This window comes from Streptomyces sp. CB02980, from assembly GCF_014451325.2.
In the GTDB taxonomy this organism is placed as follows: domain Bacteria; phylum Actinomycetota; class Actinomycetes; order Streptomycetales; family Streptomycetaceae; genus Streptomyces.
Window position 1 is genome coordinate 40762 of the sequence record NZ_JACSCH020000026.1, and the last position, 17626, is coordinate 58387.

Annotated in this window: 23 protein-coding genes; 18 read left to right on the forward strand and 5 right to left on the reverse strand. The window is 71.7% G+C overall.

The genetic code is table 11. The annotated features are described in order from the left end of the window. Positions 1–28 precede the first annotated feature (28 nt). The 8 genes from E0F75_RS36335 to E0F75_RS36365 all read left to right on the forward strand — a co-directional run bounded on the left by E0F75_RS36335 (position 29) and on the right by E0F75_RS36365 (position 5361). Positions 29–835, forward strand: coding sequence for an alpha/beta hydrolase (locus tag E0F75_RS36335; RefSeq protein WP_229315249.1), 807 nt, complete (start codon positions 29–31; stop codon positions 833–835). Between the two features lie 44 nt (positions 836–879). After that, positions 880–1134, forward strand: a complete 255-nt coding sequence (locus E0F75_RS36340; protein ID WP_030323286.1) for a MoaD/ThiS family protein — start codon at positions 880–882, stop codon at positions 1132–1134. Between the two features lie 10 nt (positions 1135–1144). Continuing rightward, entirely contained in the window at positions 1145–2422 is a 1278-nt protein-coding gene (locus E0F75_RS36345) for a hypothetical protein (RefSeq protein ID WP_229315250.1), read from the forward strand. Between the two features lie 182 nt (positions 2423–2604). After that, the gene (locus tag E0F75_RS36350; protein WP_229315251.1) at positions 2605–3291 is read left to right on the forward strand and encodes a DUF2993 domain-containing protein; all 687 of its coding nucleotides are present in this window, start codon (positions 2605–2607) and stop codon (positions 3289–3291) included. A gap of 241 nt (positions 3292–3532) precedes the next feature. After that, complete coding sequence (locus tag E0F75_RS40825) at positions 3533–3613, forward strand: putative leader peptide (RefSeq protein ID WP_350497993.1); 81 nt, start codon at positions 3533–3535, stop codon at positions 3611–3613. Between the two features lie 204 nt (positions 3614–3817). Then, positions 3818–4663 carry a sulfurtransferase gene (locus E0F75_RS36355; RefSeq protein ID WP_073911714.1) on the forward strand — a complete coding sequence of 282 codons (846 nt, stop codon included), beginning with the start codon at positions 3818–3820 and terminating at the stop codon, positions 4661–4663. 49 nt (positions 4664–4712) lie between these two features. After that, positions 4713–5000: a DUF1416 domain-containing protein gene (locus E0F75_RS36360; RefSeq protein WP_015035121.1), complete on the forward strand. Its 288-nt coding sequence runs from the start codon at positions 4713–4715 to the stop codon at positions 4998–5000. Between the two features lie 97 nt (positions 5001–5097). After that, positions 5098–5361 (forward strand): DUF3099 domain-containing protein, encoded by a 264-nt coding sequence (locus E0F75_RS36365; protein ID WP_073911713.1) that lies wholly within the window; start codon positions 5098–5100, stop codon positions 5359–5361. Positions 5362–5403: 42 nt separating this feature from the next. Here the strand turns inward: E0F75_RS36365 and E0F75_RS36370 are convergent, their stop codons facing one another. Next, entirely contained in the window at positions 5404–5814 is a 411-nt protein-coding gene (locus E0F75_RS36370; protein ID WP_229315252.1) for a RidA family protein, read from the reverse strand. A gap of 148 nt (positions 5815–5962) precedes the next feature. Next, complete coding sequence (locus tag E0F75_RS36375) at positions 5963–6328, reverse strand: DsrE family protein (protein ID WP_229315253.1); 366 nt, start codon at positions 6326–6328, stop codon at positions 5963–5965. A gap of 235 nt (positions 6329–6563) precedes the next feature. Here E0F75_RS36375 and E0F75_RS36380 point away from each other — a divergent pair, with 235 nt between their 5' ends. From E0F75_RS36380 to E0F75_RS36405, 6 genes are all read left to right on the forward strand, one after another. Further along, a complete protein-coding gene (locus E0F75_RS36380) occupies positions 6564–7448 on the forward strand; it encodes a hypothetical protein (protein WP_229315254.1) in 885 nt (294 codons plus the stop codon). A 17-nt stretch (positions 7449–7465) separates the two neighbouring features. Then, on the forward strand, positions 7466–8284 hold the full coding sequence (locus E0F75_RS36385; protein ID WP_229315255.1) for a hypothetical protein: 819 nt from the start codon (positions 7466–7468) through the stop codon (positions 8282–8284). Beyond that, positions 8281–9117: a hypothetical protein gene (locus E0F75_RS36390; protein WP_229315256.1), complete on the forward strand. Its 837-nt coding sequence runs from the start codon at positions 8281–8283 to the stop codon at positions 9115–9117. The genes E0F75_RS36385 and E0F75_RS36390 overlap by 4 nt, the downstream gene beginning before the upstream one ends. A 253-nt stretch (positions 9118–9370) precedes the next feature. Beyond that, complete coding sequence (locus tag E0F75_RS36395) at positions 9371–9943, forward strand: FABP family protein (RefSeq protein WP_229315257.1); 573 nt, start codon at positions 9371–9373, stop codon at positions 9941–9943. Between the two features lie 121 nt (positions 9944–10064). Next, positions 10065–10502 (forward strand): Fur family transcriptional regulator, encoded by a 438-nt coding sequence (locus E0F75_RS36400; protein WP_055600541.1) that lies wholly within the window; start codon positions 10065–10067, stop codon positions 10500–10502. 9 nt (positions 10503–10511) lie between these two features. After that, a complete protein-coding gene (locus E0F75_RS36405) occupies positions 10512–11492 on the forward strand; it encodes a folate-binding protein YgfZ (protein ID WP_229315258.1) in 981 nt (326 codons plus the stop codon). A 15-nt stretch (positions 11493–11507) separates the two neighbouring features. Here E0F75_RS36405 and dtd read toward each other — a convergent pair whose 3' ends face one another. After that, positions 11508–11933, reverse strand: a complete 426-nt coding sequence (gene dtd, locus E0F75_RS36410) for a D-aminoacyl-tRNA deacylase (protein ID WP_229315259.1) — start codon at positions 11931–11933, stop codon at positions 11508–11510. Positions 11934–12072: 139 nt separating this feature from the next. Here dtd and E0F75_RS36415 point away from each other — a divergent pair, with 139 nt between their 5' ends. Together E0F75_RS36415 and E0F75_RS36420 are read left to right on the forward strand one after the other, a co-directional pair. Then, positions 12073–12693, forward strand: a complete 621-nt coding sequence (locus tag E0F75_RS36415) for an ABC transporter substrate-binding protein (protein ID WP_229315260.1) — start codon at positions 12073–12075, stop codon at positions 12691–12693. Between the two features lie 146 nt (positions 12694–12839). Next, positions 12840–14084 (forward strand): GNAT family N-acetyltransferase, encoded by a 1245-nt coding sequence (locus E0F75_RS36420; RefSeq protein ID WP_229315261.1) that lies wholly within the window; start codon positions 12840–12842, stop codon positions 14082–14084. Between the two features lie 162 nt (positions 14085–14246). On the opposite strand, the gene E0F75_RS36425 is transcribed toward E0F75_RS36420, so the two are convergent. Together E0F75_RS36425 and E0F75_RS36430 are read right to left on the reverse strand one after the other, a co-directional pair. Next, positions 14247–15014, reverse strand: a complete 768-nt coding sequence (locus tag E0F75_RS36425; RefSeq protein WP_229315262.1) for an ABC transporter permease — start codon at positions 15012–15014, stop codon at positions 14247–14249. Further along, a complete protein-coding gene (locus tag E0F75_RS36430; RefSeq protein WP_229315263.1) occupies positions 15007–15993 on the reverse strand; it encodes an ATP-binding cassette domain-containing protein in 987 nt (328 codons plus the stop codon). The genes E0F75_RS36425 and E0F75_RS36430 overlap by 8 nt, the downstream gene beginning before the upstream one ends. Before the next feature lie 122 nt (positions 15994–16115). Between E0F75_RS36430 and E0F75_RS36435 the strand changes: the two genes are divergently transcribed. Then, entirely contained in the window at positions 16116–16949 is an 834-nt protein-coding gene (locus E0F75_RS36435; RefSeq protein WP_374115496.1) for a TetR/AcrR family transcriptional regulator, read from the forward strand. Next, positions 16946–17590 carry a TetR family transcriptional regulator gene (locus E0F75_RS36440; RefSeq protein WP_229315264.1) on the forward strand — a complete coding sequence of 215 codons (645 nt, stop codon included), beginning with the start codon at positions 16946–16948 and terminating at the stop codon, positions 17588–17590. The genes E0F75_RS36435 and E0F75_RS36440 overlap by 4 nt, the downstream gene beginning before the upstream one ends. The last annotated feature ends 36 nt before the right edge of the window (positions 17591–17626 follow it).

A 17626-nucleotide genomic window follows, 5' to 3' on the forward strand; every position in this document is an offset into this window, starting at 1 on the left:
GGATCCTCTGCCAAGGAGAATAGCCCACATGGGTTCAGAGGGAGAGGGCGTATTTCATATGGTGGATGTCTCCCTGATCACTTCCGGCCCCCGGCGGGCAATGTTGCGTACGGATGACGATGTCCGGATCGAGGCGGTTTACGAACCCTCTCCCGCAAGTGTCACCGATACGGCGGTCGTCGTCGCCCACGGGTTCACCGGGTCGGCCGACCGGCCCGCCGTCCGCCGCGCCGCACGTGTGTTCGCCGAGCGGGGCGCGGCGGTGATCACCTTCTCCTTCCGGGGCCACGGTGCCTCCGGCGGTCTCTCCACCCTCGGCGACCGGGAGGTCCTCGACCTGGCCGCCGCCGTCCGCTGGGCACGTGAGCTCGGCCACGCGCGCGTGGCGACGGTCGGCTTCTCCATGGGCGGCTCCGTGGTCCTGCGCCACGCGGCCCTCGCCCGGGAGACGGACGGACGCGCCGACGCGGTGGCCGCCGTCTCCGCGCCCGCCCGCTGGTACTACCGGGGGACGGCGCCGATGCGTCGCCTCCACTGGGTGGTCACCCGGCCGGCGGGCCGCCTCGTCGGGCGGTACGGGCTCCGCACCCGCATCGACCGGCGGGCCTGGGACCCCGTACCGCTGTCTCCCGTGGAGGCGGTGCCGCTGATCGCCCCGACCCCGCTGCTCATCGTGCACGGCGACCGGGACGCGTACTTCCCGCTCGACCACCCGCGGATGCTGGCCGGGGCCGGCGAGGCGGAGCTGTGGCTGGAGCGGGGGATGGGCCACGCCGAGAACGCGGCGGACGAGGAGCTGCTCGCCCGCATCGGGAACTGGCTCACGCGCGCATAGCCCATCATGGGGGGCGGCGCGCACACGAACGAAGGGAGCCCGCTATGGCAGCGGGAACCATCCGCTACTGGGCCGCGGCCAAGGCCGCCGCCGGTGTCGCGGAGGAGCCGTACACCGCCGAGCACCTCGCCGAGGCCCTCGACGCGGCCCGCGCGAAGCACCCGGGCGAGCTCGTCCAGGTGCTCAAGCGGTGCTCGTTCCTGGTCGACGGCGACCCCGTCGGGACCCGGAGCCATGAGACGGTACGGCTTGCCGAGGGCGGCACGGTCGAGGTGCTCCCCCCGTTCGCAGGAGGGTGAACCCCAGATCATGAGCAACGACCAGTACTACGGCGGTCAGCAGTACGACCCGTACGCGAACGGGACCGCGAACGGGACCGGGAACGCGAACGGGACCGGGAGCGGGAGCGGGAGCGGTCACCAGGAGCAGCAGGGCCCCGACGTCACCCAGACGTGGGAGGGCCAGACCTGGGACACCCAGTTCCAGCCGGCCGTCACGTACGAGCAGGTCCGGGCCGACCGGGCGCAGGCCGCGCAGGGCCGGCAGGGCCACCAGCAGCAGCCGCACCAGCCTCAGCAGCAGCAGCCGTACGAGGCGTACGCGTCGAGCCAGGCCTCCTACGAGTCGTACGGGACCCCCGCCGCGTACTACGCGGAGCCGCAGCACCAGCAGCCGCAGCCGCCGCAGGCACAGCCTCAGCACCAGTCTCAGCCGGTGGCGGCTCCCGCCCCGGCCCCCGCCCCCGTCGCGGAGCCCGTTCCGGCGCCCCCCGCGCCGTCCGGTGAGGCGGGTCCCGGCTGGTCCTCGCCGACCACCTCCGGGAACACCCGGATCACCGACGCCCAGCGCGCCCGCGCCGAGGGCCGCTCGCCGGTCATCGAGCCGGGGATGCAGCCCGCCGCGCTGACCGCCGTCCTCGGGCTGCTGCTCGCCGGTGGCGCCGCCCTCGGCACGTACGCGCTGCTCGTCCCGCTCGTAGTGCTCCAGGGCCTCACCGCCGCCGGCTGGTTCCGGCTCAACGGCATGTGGCCCGCCCGTCAGGGCATCGCCCTCGCCTTCGCCGGCGGCCTCGCCGCCGACGCGGCCCTGCTCGTCACCGGCCGGGAGAACGCGGCCGCCGCGATCTTCGGCACCCTCGGCGTCTGGGTGCTGCTCTGCCTGGTCCTCCAGCTGCGCAGCCACGCCGACCCGGACGAGCGCATGTACGGCCTGATGGCCACCATCGCCTCGGCGGCGCTGGCCGTCGTCGCCACCGGACACCTGGGCGCCGACCCGGACGCGGTCGTCGTCGGAGGGGTCGCGGTGGCCGCGGCCGTCCTCGCCCGGGCGCTCCCGCTGCCCGGACCCGTCTCCCTGATCGCCGCGCTGCTGGCCTCGGCGGGCGCGGGGATCGCGGCCGGCGGTCTCGCCGACCTGGGCTCCTCCGGTGCGCTCCTCGGCCTCGGGGCCGGGGTCTGCGCGCTGGTCGGCCTGCGGGTGGCGAGCTACGACTACCCGTCCCGCTTCGTGCACATGACGGCCGGTGTCGCGCTGCCGCTGACGGCCGCCGCACCCGCCGTCTACCTGCTGGGCAGGGCTCTGGTCTGATCCCCGTACCCGGCCCCGGGCGGACCTTGAGCGGACACCGGTCCGGCCCTGGTCCGGCCCTGGTCCGGCCTCGGTCCGGCCTCGGTCCGGACCGGGCACGGGAACCAACCGGCCCCCCGACGCGTCGATCTTCGTGTCGGGGGGCCGGAACACATCCATTTCCATCGGGGGGACCACAGCCCATGCGAGCACTGCGGATTCTGTTGATCGTGGCCGTCGTGCTGGGCGGGATCCTGGTGGGGATCGACCGGCTGGCCGTGGCGTACGCCGAGGACGAGGCGGCGGGCCGGGTGAAGCTGGCCTCCGTCGACAGCGACGCCATAGAGGTCGACATCAAGGGCTTCCCGTTCCTGACCCAGGTCGTGGACAAGCACTTCGACGAGGTCGACGTGAAGGCGACCGGCGTCAAGGCGCAGGCGGGCAGCAAGCGCATCCGGGTCGGCGAGCTGACCGTGGCGCTGCGGGACGTGACCGTGACCGGCGACTGGGCGGGCGCGAAGGCCGGTTCCGCGAGCGGCACCGCCCTCATCTCGTACGCGGACCTCACCGCCGCCTCCGACCAGGAGGCCGTCGTCGCCTACGGCGGCAACGGCAAGGTGAAGGTGACCGGCGGCGTGAAGGTGATGGGCCGCACCCTGACCCGTACGGTCCTGTCGACGGTGACCGTGGTGAACGGCGACACGATCCGGGTCCGCGCCGACGAGGTGCCCGGCGAGGGCATCCCGGGCATCGAGGACCTGGTCCGCGCCCGGACCGACTTCGAGCGTCCGATCGGTGTGATCGCCGGGATGAAGGTCGAGAAGGTCGAGCCGAGGCCGGACGGTCTGGCCGTCACCGTGACCGGCAAGGACGTCGTCCTGGCGGGCTGACGGCCCGGAGAGCCGACCGAGCTGTCCAAGCCGCCCAAGCCGCCCGTAGGCCCCGGCACGTACCCGTTGGTCACATGCTGAGACACCGCTGTCCGACCAGCAGAATCAGAACCGGACGCCCCGGTGCGGAGGCGCCCGGATCCCTCTCGTACCGTGATCGCGTCTCGTATCTCGGACGATCGCGTCTCAAAATACGACACACCGGTGACACGGCCGCCTGTCCGTCCCTACGATCGAGGGCATGAAGCGACAGGCGGATCTCACGAAGCGGCGGGCAGTAGACCTGTGCCGCGTCGCCGCCATGCTCTGTCGCTCCGTCTGAGCGGGACTCACCACTCCCGTATTCCTCAGGCCCTCCGACCGAGGTCGGGGCCGCCCCGTGTAGCCGTACGCACGTCCGTCACGCACGTCCGCTTGCCCGACACGTCCCTGACACGTCACCCGACGAGCCGCCCGCGACGAGGCGTACCGCACCACATCGCACACCCGCACCACACCGCCGCACACTGCCCCGGAGGAGAACAGCATGGCTCGCAGCGACGTCCTGGTCGACGCGGACTGGGTCGAGGCCAACCTCGACAACCCGCAGGTCGCCATCGTCGAGGTGGACGAGGACACCTCGGCCTACGAGAAGAACCACATCCGCAACGCCATCCGTATCGACTGGACCCAGGACCTGCAGGACCCGGTCCGCCGCGACTTCATCGACCAGGAGGGCTTCGAGAAGCTCCTCTCGGCGAAGGGCATCGCGAACGACACCACGGTCGTCCTCTACGGCGGCAACAACAACTGGTTCGCCTCCTACGCCTACTGGTACTTCAAGCTCTACGGCCACCAGGACGTGAAGCTCCTCGACGGCGGCCGCAAGAAGTGGGAGCTCGACTCCCGCGACCTGGTCGACGGCTCCGCCGTGCCGGCCCGCCCGGCCACGGAGTACAAGGCGAAGGCCCAGGACTCCTCGATCCGCGCGTTCCGCGACGACGTCGTGGCCGCGATCGGCGCCCAGAACCTGGTCGACGTCCGCTCGCCCGACGAGTTCTCCGGCAAGCTGCTCGCCCCGGCGCACCTCCCGCAGGAGCAGTCGCAGCGCCCCGGCCACGTGCCGAGCGCCCGCAACATCCCGTGGTCGAAGAACGCCAACGACGACGGCACGTTCAAGTCGGACGACGAGCTCAAGGCCCTCTACGAGGACGAGCAGGTCGATCTGGCGAAGGACACCATCGCCTACTGCCGCATCGGTGAGCGCTCCGCGCTCACGTGGTTCGTGCTGCACGAGCTGCTCGAGGTCACGAACGTCAAGAACTACGACGGCTCGTGGACCGAGTACGGCTCCCTCGTCGGCGTGCCGATCGAGCTCGGCGCCAACAAGTAACCCCGGACCCTCCCTCCTCCGGACCCCTCGACCGTAAGGACAGAACGACATGTGTGGAGCGCAGCCCGGCGGCCCCGACGCCTCGACGATCAAGCCCGGTGAGACCACCATCCAGGGTTTCGTGACCAAGGACGGCCAGCCCGTCACCGGTTACGTCCGCCTCCTGGACTCGACCGGCGAGTTCACGGCCGAGGTCCCGACCTCCGCCACCGGCCAGTTCCGTTTCTACGCGGCCGAGGGCACCTGGACCGTCCGCGCCCTGGTCCCCGGCGGCACCGCCGACCGCCAGGTCGTGGCGCAGCACGGTGGCCTCGCGGAGGTCGCCATCGCGGTCTGATCCGCGACACCGAACCGGCCGAAGGGCCGTGCCTCCTGGGGGGTTGGACGCCATTTCCAGGACTTGAGGCACGGCCCTTCGGTCGTACCCTGAAGGTGTGTACGCACGACGTCGCCACGTCTATTTCTGGATGATGGGCGCCTGCCTGCTGCTCTTCGTGGGCGCCTGGGCCGTCGTGCGCCTTTTCTCGATGCCGGTGGCCATCGGCATGTGCGTGGTCGCCATGGTCATCCCCCCGGTCGCCGCGATGGTCGCGAACCGTCGGGGCCCGGAGGACCGCTGGTGGGACGACCCCTCGGGCGACCCGAAGTCGGACGAGTGGTGGGACGAGCTGGACGGCAAGAAGCGCCGGGAGCCCTGACCGCCGGCCGACGAGTCGGCCGGCTGGGCCGTGTCCCTTCGATCAGGAATCAAGCACGGCTGCGACGGCTTCGATCTCTACGAGCTGGCCGTCATAGCCGAGCACGGTGACACCCATCAGCGTGCTGGGCACGTCGTGATCACCGAACGCGTCCCGGACGACCTCCCACGCCGTCACCAGGTCCTCCCGCCGGTGAGAGGCAACGAGAACACGGGTGCTGATGACATCGTGCAGTGACGCGCCCGAGTCCGTCAGAGCGGTCCGCATGTTCTCCACAGCCCTGGCCGCCTGCCCCGCGACGTCCCCGATCGCCGCAGTGGAGCCATCCTCGTTCAGAGGACATGCTCCGGCCAGGAAGATCAGCCGTGACTCGGCCGGGGCCGTGGCCGCGTAGGCGTACTCCGCGACATCGGACAGGGAGGCGGAGCGAATCAGGGTGACGGCACGCGGCACGGGCTTCCTTTCGCGGCAGCTACAGGGCACTCAGGACCTTCTCAAAGGTCGACTCCGCGTGCGACGCGTTTTCCCGGCCCGTCGACTCCCGTGACGGGCCGCTGCCGCCAGCCGCCCCATGGATCTCACGTGATCGAAGAGACACCCCCTAGTAGACGAGGGCCTGCGTCTCGTCCGCCATCGCCTCCTGGACGAAGAGCTGGGCGCCGGCGATGCGGAAGCCCTCCAGGAGGTCCTTCTCCTCGATGTCACGGCGGGCCGCGCACTGCGTGCAGACCGTGATGCGGCCGCCGCCCGCCAGGATCCCGTCGATCAGGTCCGGGAGCGGCGCGGCGTGCGGGAGCTCGAACTCGGCGGCGCGGCCGGGGAGGGCGAACCACGAGGACTCGCCGGTCAGCCAGAGCGAGACCTCGACGCCGCTGGCGGCGGCCACGGCGGCCACCGTGAAGGCCTGGGAGCAGCGTTCGGGGGCCTCGGCCCCCGCGGTCACCTTGATCACGAGCTTCTTCGGCATATGCCGAACTGTAATGTGCGGCACCGCAACCCCCGGTGTCCCCCACGGGTCTGGTGGGTGCGCGGATGACGGAATCCGCGCTTCAGGTCTCGTGGGGGGACTCTTGAGCAGCGAAGAAAGCACCCGAAATCCGGAAACGGCACCGCCGCCGAACCCGGAGCCGGGCACGGAAACCGCACCTCCGGTCGTGTCGCAGGACGCACCGGACGATGTGGCTCCGGTCACAGAGCCGGCCGTGGACCCGGCCGTGGACCCGGCCGTGGACCCGGCCGCGCCGCCGGTTGTAGCGCCGGTCGTGCCGTCGGCCGTGGACCCGGTTGCAGAGCCGGCCGCGCCGCCGGTCGTCGAGCCGGTCACAGAGCCGGTCACAGAGCCGGTCGTGCCGGTCGCCGTGCGGCCGCGCCGCCGCGTCCTCCGTACCGTCGGGCTGATCGCCGTCGCCGCCGTCCTCGGCCTCGTCGGCGGCACGGCCGTCGGCTACCGCATCCAGGCCGACCGCGAACCGACCGCCCTGCCGCCGCTGAACCAGCCGGACCTCGCCCACCCGAAGCCGCTCCCCAAGGGGCAGAAGGCGAAGCCGCTCCCGGCCTCGGAGGACCTCCGGGCGAAGGCGGAGGGCGACCTGCGGAAGCTGCTGCTGCCGAAGCCCGCCGGAGCGAAGAAGGCCGAGTTCGCCGACGCCGACGGCTGGATGCCGGTGAACGAGTTCGCGTCCAACTTCAAGGGGCCGAGCAACGCGCTCGACTACCAGCTGGACCTGGGCATCCGGCGGATCGCGGTCACCTCCTGGGAGACGGGCCGGCACAGGGCGACCGAGATCCGGCTCGTCCAGTACCGCTCGAACGACGCCCTCGGCGCGCAGGAGTTCGCCGAGGACCAGCAGGGCTACATGCCGGACGAGGACTTCGCCGACAGCGAGGGCAAGGCCCTCAAGGGCTCGGCCGACGGCCGCTACTACGTCTTCCCCGTGCAGAGGAAGGCCGGCTACCTGGACATGTACGAGGCCCGGGCCTACTTCTACCGCGGTGACATCGCGGTGGAGATCTTCGTCGTCGACACCGAGAAGGTCTCCGAGAAAGACATCCGTTCGCTGGCCGAGCGACAGCTGGGGCGCCTGTGAGTGAGGACCGGAACGACGTGACCGAACCCGTGACCGAACCCATGGCCGAAGCGGTGGCCGAACCCGTGGCGAAGCGGGGCGTCCGGCGGGTCCTGCTCCGGGTCGTCCTGCCCTCCGTGCTCGTCCTCAGCCTGATCGGCGGCGGCGTCACCTACACCGCGCTCACCGTCTCCTCCGCCGACCGCACCGCGCCGACGACACTGTGGGGCACGCCCGAGAAGACCGCGCAGGACGAGGACCCGGCCGCCGCGCTGGCGCGCGGCAAGGCCGGAACGCCGCTGAGCAAGCTCCTCCTGCCGCTTCCGGAGGGGTACGAGTTCGGCCCCGACGAGGAGCTGTACGGGAACGACGGCGAGCTCGGGGCCGCGGAGGCGACCGCCCTGACGAAGCAGGCGGGCGAGGGGCTCTCCGGGAAGAAGCGCCGCCAGTTCGAGAAGGACGTCGACAAGCTCGGCATCGAGGGCATCGGAGTCCGGTCCTTCGCCGACCTGAACAACGACGTCGTCGTCTCCGTGGAGCTGGCGCGGATGAAGGACAAGAAGCAGATCAAGAGCACCTACCTGCTGCGCAAGAGGGTCATGGACCTTCTGGAGTTCCCGAAGGGCCCCAAGGTGAAGGACCACCGGAACGCCGTCTGCTACCTCGCCCCCGAGAACGATTCGCTGGACAAGAAGGAGCGGGCCGCGGCGCTGGAGGAGATGATCTGCCTCGCGTACGACTCCGAGGTCTTCGTCATCGTCAAGGCGGCGGGCGCCAAGCCGTTCGACAAGGCGCGCGTGGCGAAGCTGCTGACGCAGCAGCTCGACCACATCGCATCCCCGGGGGAGTACGTATGACCGAGCAGACCCTGACCCAGCCCGAGACCGAGGCCCAGATCCCCGCCCCCGCTCCCGAGAAGCCGGAGAAGCCGAAGAAGTCCCGCCGGCCGTTGCTCTGGGGCATCGCCCGCTGGACCGCCGCCGTGCTCGTCCTCGGCGGTGTCGGCGCGGGTACGGCCATGGGGATCACCGCCATGGAGCGCACCGACGTGCCGGGGCTCGCGACCGAGTCCGACGGCCGCTGGGACTACCCGAAGCTCACCCTTCCGGCGCTTCCCGCGGACGCTCCGCGCCCGTGGACGGAGGGCAACGACGCCGAGATCCACCACGCCGACCTGCGGCAGCTCCTGCTGCCCGCCCCGGCGGGCGCGACGGTCGACCCGAAGCTCAAGGGCGGCTGGACCGGTCTCGACTCGTACCTCGCGCTGCTGGCGGAGAAGGACCGGGGCGAGGTGAAGCAGTACATGGCGGAATCGGCGCTCCGGCACATCGCCGCCCGCGGCTGGACCATGCCGGACGGCACGACCACCCGGATCCACCTGTTGCGGTTCTCCTCGGTGGCGTTCTCGGAGGCCTTCAAGGACGGGGTCACGCGCGAGATCTCCCAGAGCAGCCGGCTGCCCCTCGGCGTCGACACGGCGGAGATCGACACGTCCACCCAGGACGTCGCGGTGCAGTACCTCTCCGTCTACTCCTACGCGGAGGCGGAGCCGTACGGTCCGCAGCAGACCCGCTGGAGCTACATCCAGGCCGGTGACACCTTCGCGGTGATCACCCAGACCCGGAAGGGCGGGGTGACGACCGTCCCGTTCCAGCAGACCGTGACACTCCAGGCGCAGCTGCTCGGCTAGGCGGCGCGCCGGTCACAGCGTGCGAGACCCACCTCACCGAGTGGGCCGGGCCCCCGCCCACTAAGCTGGGGTCCGGCCCGTTCCGCCTTCACTGCTCAGTCGAGGAGCACCCTGTGATCATCTTCTTCGAAACCCTCCTGGTCCTGGTCGCCGTCGGCGTGATCGCCTTCGCCGGTCTGGCCGTGAAGAAGCTGTACCAGGGCCAGCGCTAATCCTTCTCGCCAACCACTTCTAGAGAACGCCAGAGCTGCTCATGATCGAGATCCCGTCCGACCTCAACCCGGGCCTCGTCCCCCTCGCGTTCCTGCTCGGTACGTGGGAGGGCGCGGGTGTCTCCGACTTCCCCGGCGCCGAGAAGTGCAACTTCGGGCAGTCCGTGACCTTCAGCCACGACGGCCGGGACTTCCTCGAGTACTCGTCCCACTCCTGGGTCCTGGACAACGAGGGCAACAAGGTCCGTCCGCTGGAGAGCGAGAGCGGCTACTGGCGCATCGACAAGGACCGCAAGGTCGAGATCGTCATGGTCCGTGACCAGGGAATCGTCGAGATCTGGTACGGCGAGCTCGCCGACCAGAAGCCGCAGATCGACCTGGCCACGGACGCCGTCGCCCGTACCGCGGCCTCGGGCCCGTACTCCGGTGGCAAGCGCCTCTACGGCTACGTCAAGAGCGACCTCATGTGGGTGGGCGAGAAGGCGACCCCCGAGGTCCCGCTGCGGCCGTACATGTCGGCGCACCTGAAGAAGGTCGTGACGCCGGAAGAGGTCGCGGACATGGCCCGCAACCTCGGCGACCTGCCGGACGACGGCATCGCCTTCTTCCGCTAGAACCCGCTGGAACCCGCTAGAACCCGCTAGAACCCGCTGGAACCGGCTGGAACCCCGCTGGATCCTGTGGGATCCCGCCGGAACCTGGGGCGGAGCGCCGCGCCCTCCTACACTGGGGGGCGTGGTGAGTACCGACTGGAAGAGCGACCTGCGGCAGCGCGGCTATCGGCTGACGCCGCAGCGTCAGCTCGTCCTGGAGGCGGTCGACGCGCTCGAACACGCGACGCCCGACGACATCCTCGTCGAGGTCCGCAGGACCGCGTCCGGGGTGAACATCTCCACCGTCTACCGGACCCTGGAGCTCCTGGAGGAGCTCGGTCTGGTGAGCCACGCCCATCTGGGGCACGGGGCTCCGACGTACCACCTCGCCGATCGCCACCACCATCTGCACCTGGTCTGCCGGGACTGCTCCGAGGTGATCGAGGCGGATGTCGAGGTGGCTGCCGAGTTCACCGGGAAGCTCCGTGAGACCTTCGGCTTCGAGACCGACATGAAGCACTTCGCCATCTTCGGGCGATGCGCGGACTGTACGCGGAAGGCGCTGGACAGCGAGTCGTAGGCTTGCCCCATGCAGCGACATTCAACGACCAGCCCTCTGCTGTCCCTGCCCGGCGCCGTCGCCGCGGAAGGCCGCGACGAAGGTGTCGCCGCGCACTACGGCGACCTGTTCCGCGAGCAGCGCACCCTCGCCGACGGACGCGGTTTCGTCGACCTCTCGCACCGCGGTGTCGTCGCCGTCACCGGTGGCGACCGGCTGAGCTGGCTGCACCTGCTCGTCACCCAGCACATGACGGACCTCGCGCCCGGTCAGGCCACCGAGGCGCTGATCCTCTCCGCGAACGGGCACATCGAGCACGCCCTGTACCTCGTCGACGACGGCGAGACGGTGTGGGCGCACGTCGAGCCGGGGACGCGCGAGGAGCTCGTCGCGTACCTGGAGTCGATGAAGTTCTTCTACCGGGTCGAGGTCGCCGACCGTACGGACGACATCGCCGTCGTCCACCTCCCGGCCGGTTCCATCGCCGAGGTGCCCGAGGGAGTCGTCGTACGGGAGACCCCGCACGGCCGCGACCTCTTCCTGCCCCGCGCCGACCTGGAGTCCTTCGGGGACTCGCACGGCCCGGCCGCCGGCATCCTGGCGTACGAGGCGCTGCGCGTCGAGGCCCACCGGCCCCGGCTCGGCTTCGAGACCGACCACCGGACCATCCCGCACGAGGTCGGCCTCATCGGCAGCGCCGTCCACCTCCAGAAGGGCTGCTACCGGGGCCAGGAGACCGTCGCCCGGGTGCAGAACCTGGGGAAGCCGCCGCGCCGTCTGGTCTTCCTGCACCTGGACGGCAGCGAGGTGCTGCTGCCCGGGCACGGCACCCCGCTCCGGCTCGCCGCCGACGGCGAGGAGGGCCGTCAGCTCGGCTTCGTGACCAGCTCCGTCCGCCACCACGAGCTGGGGCCGATCGCCCTGGCCCTGGTGAAGCGGAACGTGCCGGTGGACGCCCCGCTGATCGCCGGGACGACGGCGGCCGCGCAGGAGACCGTCGTCGAGCCGTAGCGCCGCCGGGGTCGCTCAGACCTCCAGCAGCACCGTGAACGGGCCGTGATTCGTGAGCGAGACGCGCATGTCCGCTCCGAACCGGCCCGTCTCCACGTGTGCGCCCAGTTCGCGCAGCCGGGTCACGACCTCGTCCACGAGGGGCTCGGCCACCGGGCCGGGCGCGGCCGCGTTCCAGGTGGGGCGGCGGCCCTTGCGGGCGTCCCCGTAGAGCGTGAACTGGGAGATGACGAGCAGCGGCGCGTTCACGTCCGAGCACGACTTCTCGTCGTCCAGTACTCGGACGGACCAGAGTTTTCTGGCCAATTGGGCGGCCTTCTCCGGGGTGTCGTCGTGGGTCACCCCGACCAGCACGCACAAGCCCTCGCCGGTGATCTCACCGACGGTCTCCCCTGCGACGACGACACTCGCGCCGTCCACCCTCTGCACCACTGCACGCATACGCCCCAACCTACCGAGTGGTGACCAGTCCGACGGATGAGGGGCCGAACGGGTGCAGAGCGCCTGCACGCGCCCCTGCATGAGTGGCACGATGCGTGTCAGGCGGTGCGGCTCCGCACCGGTCGAGGGGACGATTCTCATGAGTGCACCTGGCACCGGGCCGACGCCGTCCGGCCCCGTACCGCTGATCCGCGCCGGAACCAGGGGCGGTGGACCGGGCGGAGGCCCGGCCACGCGCCCACCCGTACAGAGGACCGCCGAACCCGCCCTGCCGGACCGGACCCAGCCCGAACTCGGTGCGCTGCGGCTGCCCGAGCTGCGTGCCCTGCGCCGGGACGCGCAGAGCGACGAGGCCGACCTCAGCTACGTACGCCGGATGCTCCAGGGCCGGATCGACATCCTGCGGGCCGAGCTGGCGCGGCGGACCGACCCGGAGGCCCGGGTCCTCGACCGGCTCTCCGAGATCCTCGCCGACGTGCCCTCGCGGCACCGCTCGTCGGCCCGGCACGTGACGCTGTCGACGCCGCGCAGCGAGGAGTACCGGCGGCTCGCGTCCGAGATGCTGTCGGAGGTCGAGCTGTCGGACCTCATGGCCCGGACGGACGACGAGCTGCACGCGGGGATGGGGCGGCTCGCCGGGTACGAGCAGCAGATCTCCCGGCGCCGGCAGCACCTCCAGCGGACCGCCGACGACTGCAGCGCCGAGATCGCCCGCCGCTACCGGGAGGGCGAGGCGCAGGTCGACGACCTGCTGGCGTGAGCCGCGGAGAGGCCGGGCCCGAAGCCGCGCGGGCTGCGGAGGCCGGGCCCGAAGCCGCGCGGGCTGCGGAGGTCGCCGCCGGGCCGCGGAGGACGCCCGGGAAAACTCGGGTGCGGGTGCGCCGGGGCCGTGCGTAGGCTCGAAGGATGACTGTCGACGTACGCGCGGTGACGGAGTCCGACTTCCCCGACTGGCAGCGCGCCCTGCGCACCGGCTTCCTCCGTCCGCCGGTCGTGACCGACGCGGAGGTCGCCGACCGGCTGCCGCACGTCGACCTCGCGCGGACGCTCGGGGCCTTCGACGGGGACCGGCTCGTCGCCACCTTCCGGTCCTTCCGGCAGGAGGTCAGCACGGTCGGCGGCGGCAGTCTCACCGCGGACGCGATCACCCAGGTCACCGTCTCCCCGACGCACCGCAGGCGCGGACTGCTCAGCCGGATGATGACCGCCGACCTGGCCGCGGCGAAGGAGCGGGGCGACGCGATCGCCACCCTGATCGCCGCCGAGTACCCGATCTACGGGCGGTACGGTTTCGGCCCGGCCACCTGGTGCAGCGAGTGGAGCGTGGACGTCCGCAGGACCGGGCTCGACCCGCGCCGCTCGGGCCGCCCGGAGGACGGCGGCCGGATCGATCTGACCGACGCCGACGAGATCCGCAAGATCGGCCCCGAGACGCACCGCCGGCTCGCCGGCGTCCGCGCCGGGGTGACCGACCGCTCCCCGCGCGACTGGGAGGTCGGCACCGGCCTCGGCGTGCAGAGCGATCCGTGGCGGGAGCCGTTCTACGCGGTGTACCGGTCGGAGTCCGGCGAGGTCGAGGGCTTCGTGGGGTACACCTCGGACGACAAGTGGGACGACGCCAAGCAGCCGATGAACACGGCGACCGTACGGGATCTGATCGCCGTCACCCCGGCCGCCGAGCGCGCCCTCTGGCACTACCTGTGCTCCGTCGACTGGATCACCACCGTCCGCTCCGGCTACCGGGCGCCCGACGACACGCTGCCGCTGCTCCTGCCGGACCCGCGCGCCGCGAAGCTGCTGACGTACGCGGACATGCTGTGGGTCCGGGTCCTCGACGTCGTCCGGGTCCTGGAGAGCCGGACGTACCCGGTGACGGACGGTCTGGTGCTCGACCTGCGGGACGGGGACGGGTTCGCCGGCGGGCGCTACCGGCTCGACGCCTCCCCGGACGGCGTCTCCTGTGTCCCCACGGACGAGTCCGCCGATCTCGCCTTCGACATCGCCGAGTTGGGCGTGCTCGCCTTCGGCGACGAGTCGGCGGTTCGGCTCACCCGGCTCGGGCGCGTCGAGGAGCTGACGGCCGGCGCGGCCGCCCGCGCCGACCTGCTGTTCCGTACGCCGCTGCGGCCCTTCTCGCCCGACATCTTCTGAGGCCCGGCTTCTTCCGAGGTCCGGCGTCCTCTGGGGCGCGGCTTCTTCCGAGGTCCGGCGTCCTCTGGGGCGCGGCTTCTTCCGAGGTCCGGCGTCCTCTGAGGCGCGGCTTCTTCCGAGGTCCGGCGTCCTCTGAGGCGCGGCTTCTTCCGAGGCCCCCCGTCAGCGGGTACGGAGCCGGAAGAGGAACCCTGACGCGGCGAGCGCGAGGGCGAGCAGGGCCGCGCACCAACCCAGGGCGATCCACGGCGAGTTGCCGACCGGCTGGTCGAGCAGCAGGCCCCGCATGGACTCGATCAGCGGGGTCACCGGCTGGTGCTCGGCGAAGCCGTGGAGCCAGCTCGGCATGGTGTCGATCGGCACGAACGCGCTGCTCGGATAGGGCAGGAACATCACGAAGAAGGAGACCGCGCCGGCCGCCTCCGCCGTGCGGGTGACCAGGCCGATCGCCGCGGACAGCCAGGACACGGCCGTGATGTAGGCGAGCAGCAGTCCGATCGCCGCGAGCCAGCCGCCCGGTGTGGCGGCCGGTCGGAAGCCGATGAGGAACGCGGCGCCGAGGACGAGCGTGGTCGAGAGCGCGTTGCGGGTGAGGGCTGCGGCGACGTGCCCGGCGAGGAACGCCGTCCCGCCGACGTCGAGCGTGCGGAACCGGTCGACGACTCCGAGGCGCATGTCCTCGCTGACGGAGACGGCGGTTCCCGACGCGCCGAAACCGGCGCAGAGGACGAGCACACCGGGGACGACGTAGGTGACGTACCGGGTGCCGGTGTCGATGGCTCCGCCGAAGAAGTAGACGAAGATCAGCATCAGCATGATCGGCAGCATCATCGAGGTGATGACGGCGTCGAGGTTGCGGCGGCTGAGGCGGATGCCGCGCCCGGCGAGGGTGCTCGCGGCGGTGAGTCCGCCCGTGAGGACGTCAGACATGGCTGGGCTCCTGGTCGGCGGTGAGGGTCTTGTCGGCGGTGCGGGGCCTGTTGTCGGCGGTGAGGGCCAGAAAGACGTCGTCGAGCGTGGCCGTGTGCAGGCTGAAGCGGGCGATGTCCCGGCGCTCGGGGTCGAGCACGTCGAGCAGCTCCCGTACGTGGCCGGCGCTGCCGTCGGTGGGGATGCCGAGCGTGCGGGCCTCGGGGTCGTGGGCGGCGGTGGGGCCGGCGAGCGCGGCGAGCCGCAGGCGGCTCTCCTCGTCGTGCGCCACGACGTCGAGGCGGTGGGCGGCGTACCGGGCCTTGAGGCCGGCGGGGGTGCCCTCGGCGAGGGTGCGGCCCTTGCCGAGGACCGCGATCCGGTCGGCCAGCCGGTCCGCCTCCTCCAGGTACTGGGTGGTGAGGAAGACCGTCGTACCGGCGTCGGAGAGTTCGCGGACGGCCTGCCACAGTTCCTGGCGGCTGCGCGGGTCGAGTCCGGTGGTGGGTTCGTCGAGGAACATCACCTGGGTCGTGCCGGGGTCGCGGACGAGACCGGCGGCGAGGTCCAGGCGGCGGCGCATGCCGCCCGAGTACGTCTTCGTGAGGCGGTCGCCGGCCTCGGTGAGGCCGAAGCGTTCGAGGAGTTCGGTGGCGCGGCGGGTGGCGGCGGGGCGGGAGAGGCCGGAGAGCCGTGCCGCCATCCGGAGGTTCTCGGTGCCGGTCTGGTTCTCGTCGACGGCGGCGAACTGTCCGGTGAGGCTGATCGCGCGGCGGACCCGGGAGCGTGCGGTGACGACGTCGTGTCCGGCGACGCGCGCGTGGCCGGCGTCGGGTGCGGTGAGGGTGGCGAGGATGCGGACCGTCGTGGTCTTCCCGGCGCCGTTGGGGCCGAGGAGGGCGAAGACGGTGCCGCGCGGGACGTGGAGGTCGAGGGTGTCGAGGACGCGGACGTCTCCGTAGGTCTTGGTCAGACCGGTGGCTTCGATGGCCGGAGGCATGGCTGTGCTCCCTGGGCGTGTGGAGGCTGCCGTACTGCGTATGCCGTACGCGTTACTGTGTAAGGGTTACGCATTACTAGGATGGGCGTCAAGCGTGCGAGGTGGCCGGGAGGCGACGGGTTGTGACGAACGGCGAGGAACGTACGGGCGGCGGTGCCGGCGCCGGCGGTGCCGCGGGCACCGCCGGCGGGGGCGGAGCCGACGCGGCAGGTGGCGGCGGGACCTTCCTGCCGCCGAGCATCGAGGCGGCCTGGGGGCTCCGGGAGCGTCCCTCGAAGGGCCCCAAGCCCGGCCTGACCCTGGACCGGATCGTCGACGCGGCCGTCTCCCTCGCCTCGACCGAGGGGATCGGCGCCGTCTCCATGGGCCGGGTCGCCAAGGAGCTCGGCGCCTCGACGATGTCGCTCTACCGGTACGTCTCCGCCAAGAGCGAGCTGTACGTTCTCATGCAGGAGGCCGCCACCGGCGCCCCGCCCGAGTTCTTCCCGCCCGGCACTCACTGGCGCGAGGCCATGGAGGCCTGGGCGTGGGCGCTGCGCGAGGTCTACCACCGCAACCTCTGGATGCTGCGGGTCCCCGTCTCGGGCCCGCCCGCGACCCCGAACCTGGTCGCCTGGTGGGAGAAGGCCCTCGTCGCCCTGGAGGGCACCGGTCTCGACGCCGGCTCCAAGATCTCGGTGACCCTGCTGGTCGGCGGATTCGTGCGCAACGACGGCCTGGTCATGGCTGACCTCGCCTCGGTCATCGCCTCGGTCGAGGCGAACCCGGAGGAGGTGCTCGCCCGGTACAGCCGCACCCTGCGGCGGCTCGCCGACCCGGAGAAGTACCCGGAGGTGGCGCGGATGCTGGACTCGGGCGTGATGGACGTCGCCGACGAACCCGAGGTCGAGTTCCGCTTCGGTCTGGCCCGGATCCTGGACGGGGTCGCCGAACTGGTGGAAGGGCGTGCCTCATGACTCCGGACCGCGATGCCGCCGCCCCCGGGCTGCGTGAACGGAAGAAGGAGCGGACCCGCCGGGCCCTGTCGGACGCGGCCGTCGCGCTCTTCCTGGAGCGCGGCTTCGACGCCGTCTCGGTCGCGGAGGTGGCGGCCGCCGCCGAGGTCTCCAAGCCGACCGTGTTCCGGTACTTCCCGGCCAAGGAGGACCTGGTCCTTCACCGGTTCGCCGATCACGAGGACGAGTCGGCCCGGGTGGTGGCCGCGGGCCGCCGTGCCGGTACGGCCCCGCTCGACGCGCTGTCCGCGCATCTGCTCGACGGCCTCGCCCGCCGCGACCCGGTCACCGGGCTCTGCGATCACCCGTCGGTCCTGGCGTACCTCCGGCTGCTGTACGGCACGCCGGCCCTGGTCGGTCGCCTCCACGCCTACCGCGTGCGGTCGGAGGCGGCGCTCGCGGACGCGCTGGCGGACGGCGAGAAGGGCGACCCCCTCCTCGCGCGGCTCGCCGCCGGGCAGATCGTGACCGTGCTCCGGGTCCTGGCGGAGGAGAACGCGGCCCGGATCGCGGCCGGGGAGACGGCCGGCGAGGTGGAGGCGGACGCGGTGGCGGCGGTGGGGCTGGCGTTCCGGGCGTTGCGGGAGGGGCTTCCGTACTGAGCGCGCGGACCGCCCTTCATTGCCTCAGGTTAAAAA

Coding starts and splice junctions, on each gene's coding strand:
- E0F75_RS36340 (WP_030323286.1), top strand. CDS start 880: ATGGCAGCGGGAACCATCCGCTACTGGGCCGCGGCCAAGGCCGCCGCC.
- E0F75_RS36430 (WP_229315263.1), bottom strand. CDS start 15,993: ATGCCTCCGGCCATCGAAGCCACCGGTCTGACCAAGACCTACGGAGAC.
- E0F75_RS36395 (WP_229315257.1), top strand. CDS start 9,371: ATGATCGAGATCCCGTCCGACCTCAACCCGGGCCTCGTCCCCCTCGCG.
- E0F75_RS36355 (WP_073911714.1), top strand. CDS start 3,818: ATGGCTCGCAGCGACGTCCTGGTCGACGCGGACTGGGTCGAGGCCAAC.
- E0F75_RS36335 (WP_229315249.1), top strand. CDS start 29: ATGGGTTCAGAGGGAGAGGGCGTATTTCATATGGTGGATGTCTCCCTG.
- E0F75_RS36420 (WP_229315261.1), top strand. CDS start 12,840: ATGACTGTCGACGTACGCGCGGTGACGGAGTCCGACTTCCCCGACTGG.
- dtd (WP_229315259.1), bottom strand. CDS start 11,933: ATGCGTGCAGTGGTGCAGAGGGTGGACGGCGCGAGTGTCGTCGTCGCA.
- E0F75_RS36375 (WP_229315253.1), bottom strand. CDS start 6,328: ATGCCGAAGAAGCTCGTGATCAAGGTGACCGCGGGGGCCGAGGCCCCC.
- E0F75_RS36345 (WP_229315250.1), top strand. CDS start 1,145: ATGAGCAACGACCAGTACTACGGCGGTCAGCAGTACGACCCGTACGCG.
- E0F75_RS36440 (WP_229315264.1), top strand. CDS start 16,946: ATGACTCCGGACCGCGATGCCGCCGCCCCCGGGCTGCGTGAACGGAAG.
- E0F75_RS36360 (WP_015035121.1), top strand. CDS start 4,713: ATGTGTGGAGCGCAGCCCGGCGGCCCCGACGCCTCGACGATCAAGCCC.
- E0F75_RS36425 (WP_229315262.1), bottom strand. CDS start 15,014: ATGTCTGACGTCCTCACGGGCGGACTCACCGCCGCGAGCACCCTCGCC.
- E0F75_RS36405 (WP_229315258.1), top strand. CDS start 10,512: ATGCAGCGACATTCAACGACCAGCCCTCTGCTGTCCCTGCCCGGCGCC.
- E0F75_RS36415 (WP_229315260.1), top strand. CDS start 12,073: ATGAGTGCACCTGGCACCGGGCCGACGCCGTCCGGCCCCGTACCGCTG.
- E0F75_RS40825 (WP_350497993.1), top strand. CDS start 3,533: ATGAAGCGACAGGCGGATCTCACGAAGCGGCGGGCAGTAGACCTGTGC.
- E0F75_RS36390 (WP_229315256.1), top strand. CDS start 8,281: ATGACCGAGCAGACCCTGACCCAGCCCGAGACCGAGGCCCAGATCCCC.
- E0F75_RS36350 (WP_229315251.1), top strand. CDS start 2,605: ATGCGAGCACTGCGGATTCTGTTGATCGTGGCCGTCGTGCTGGGCGGG.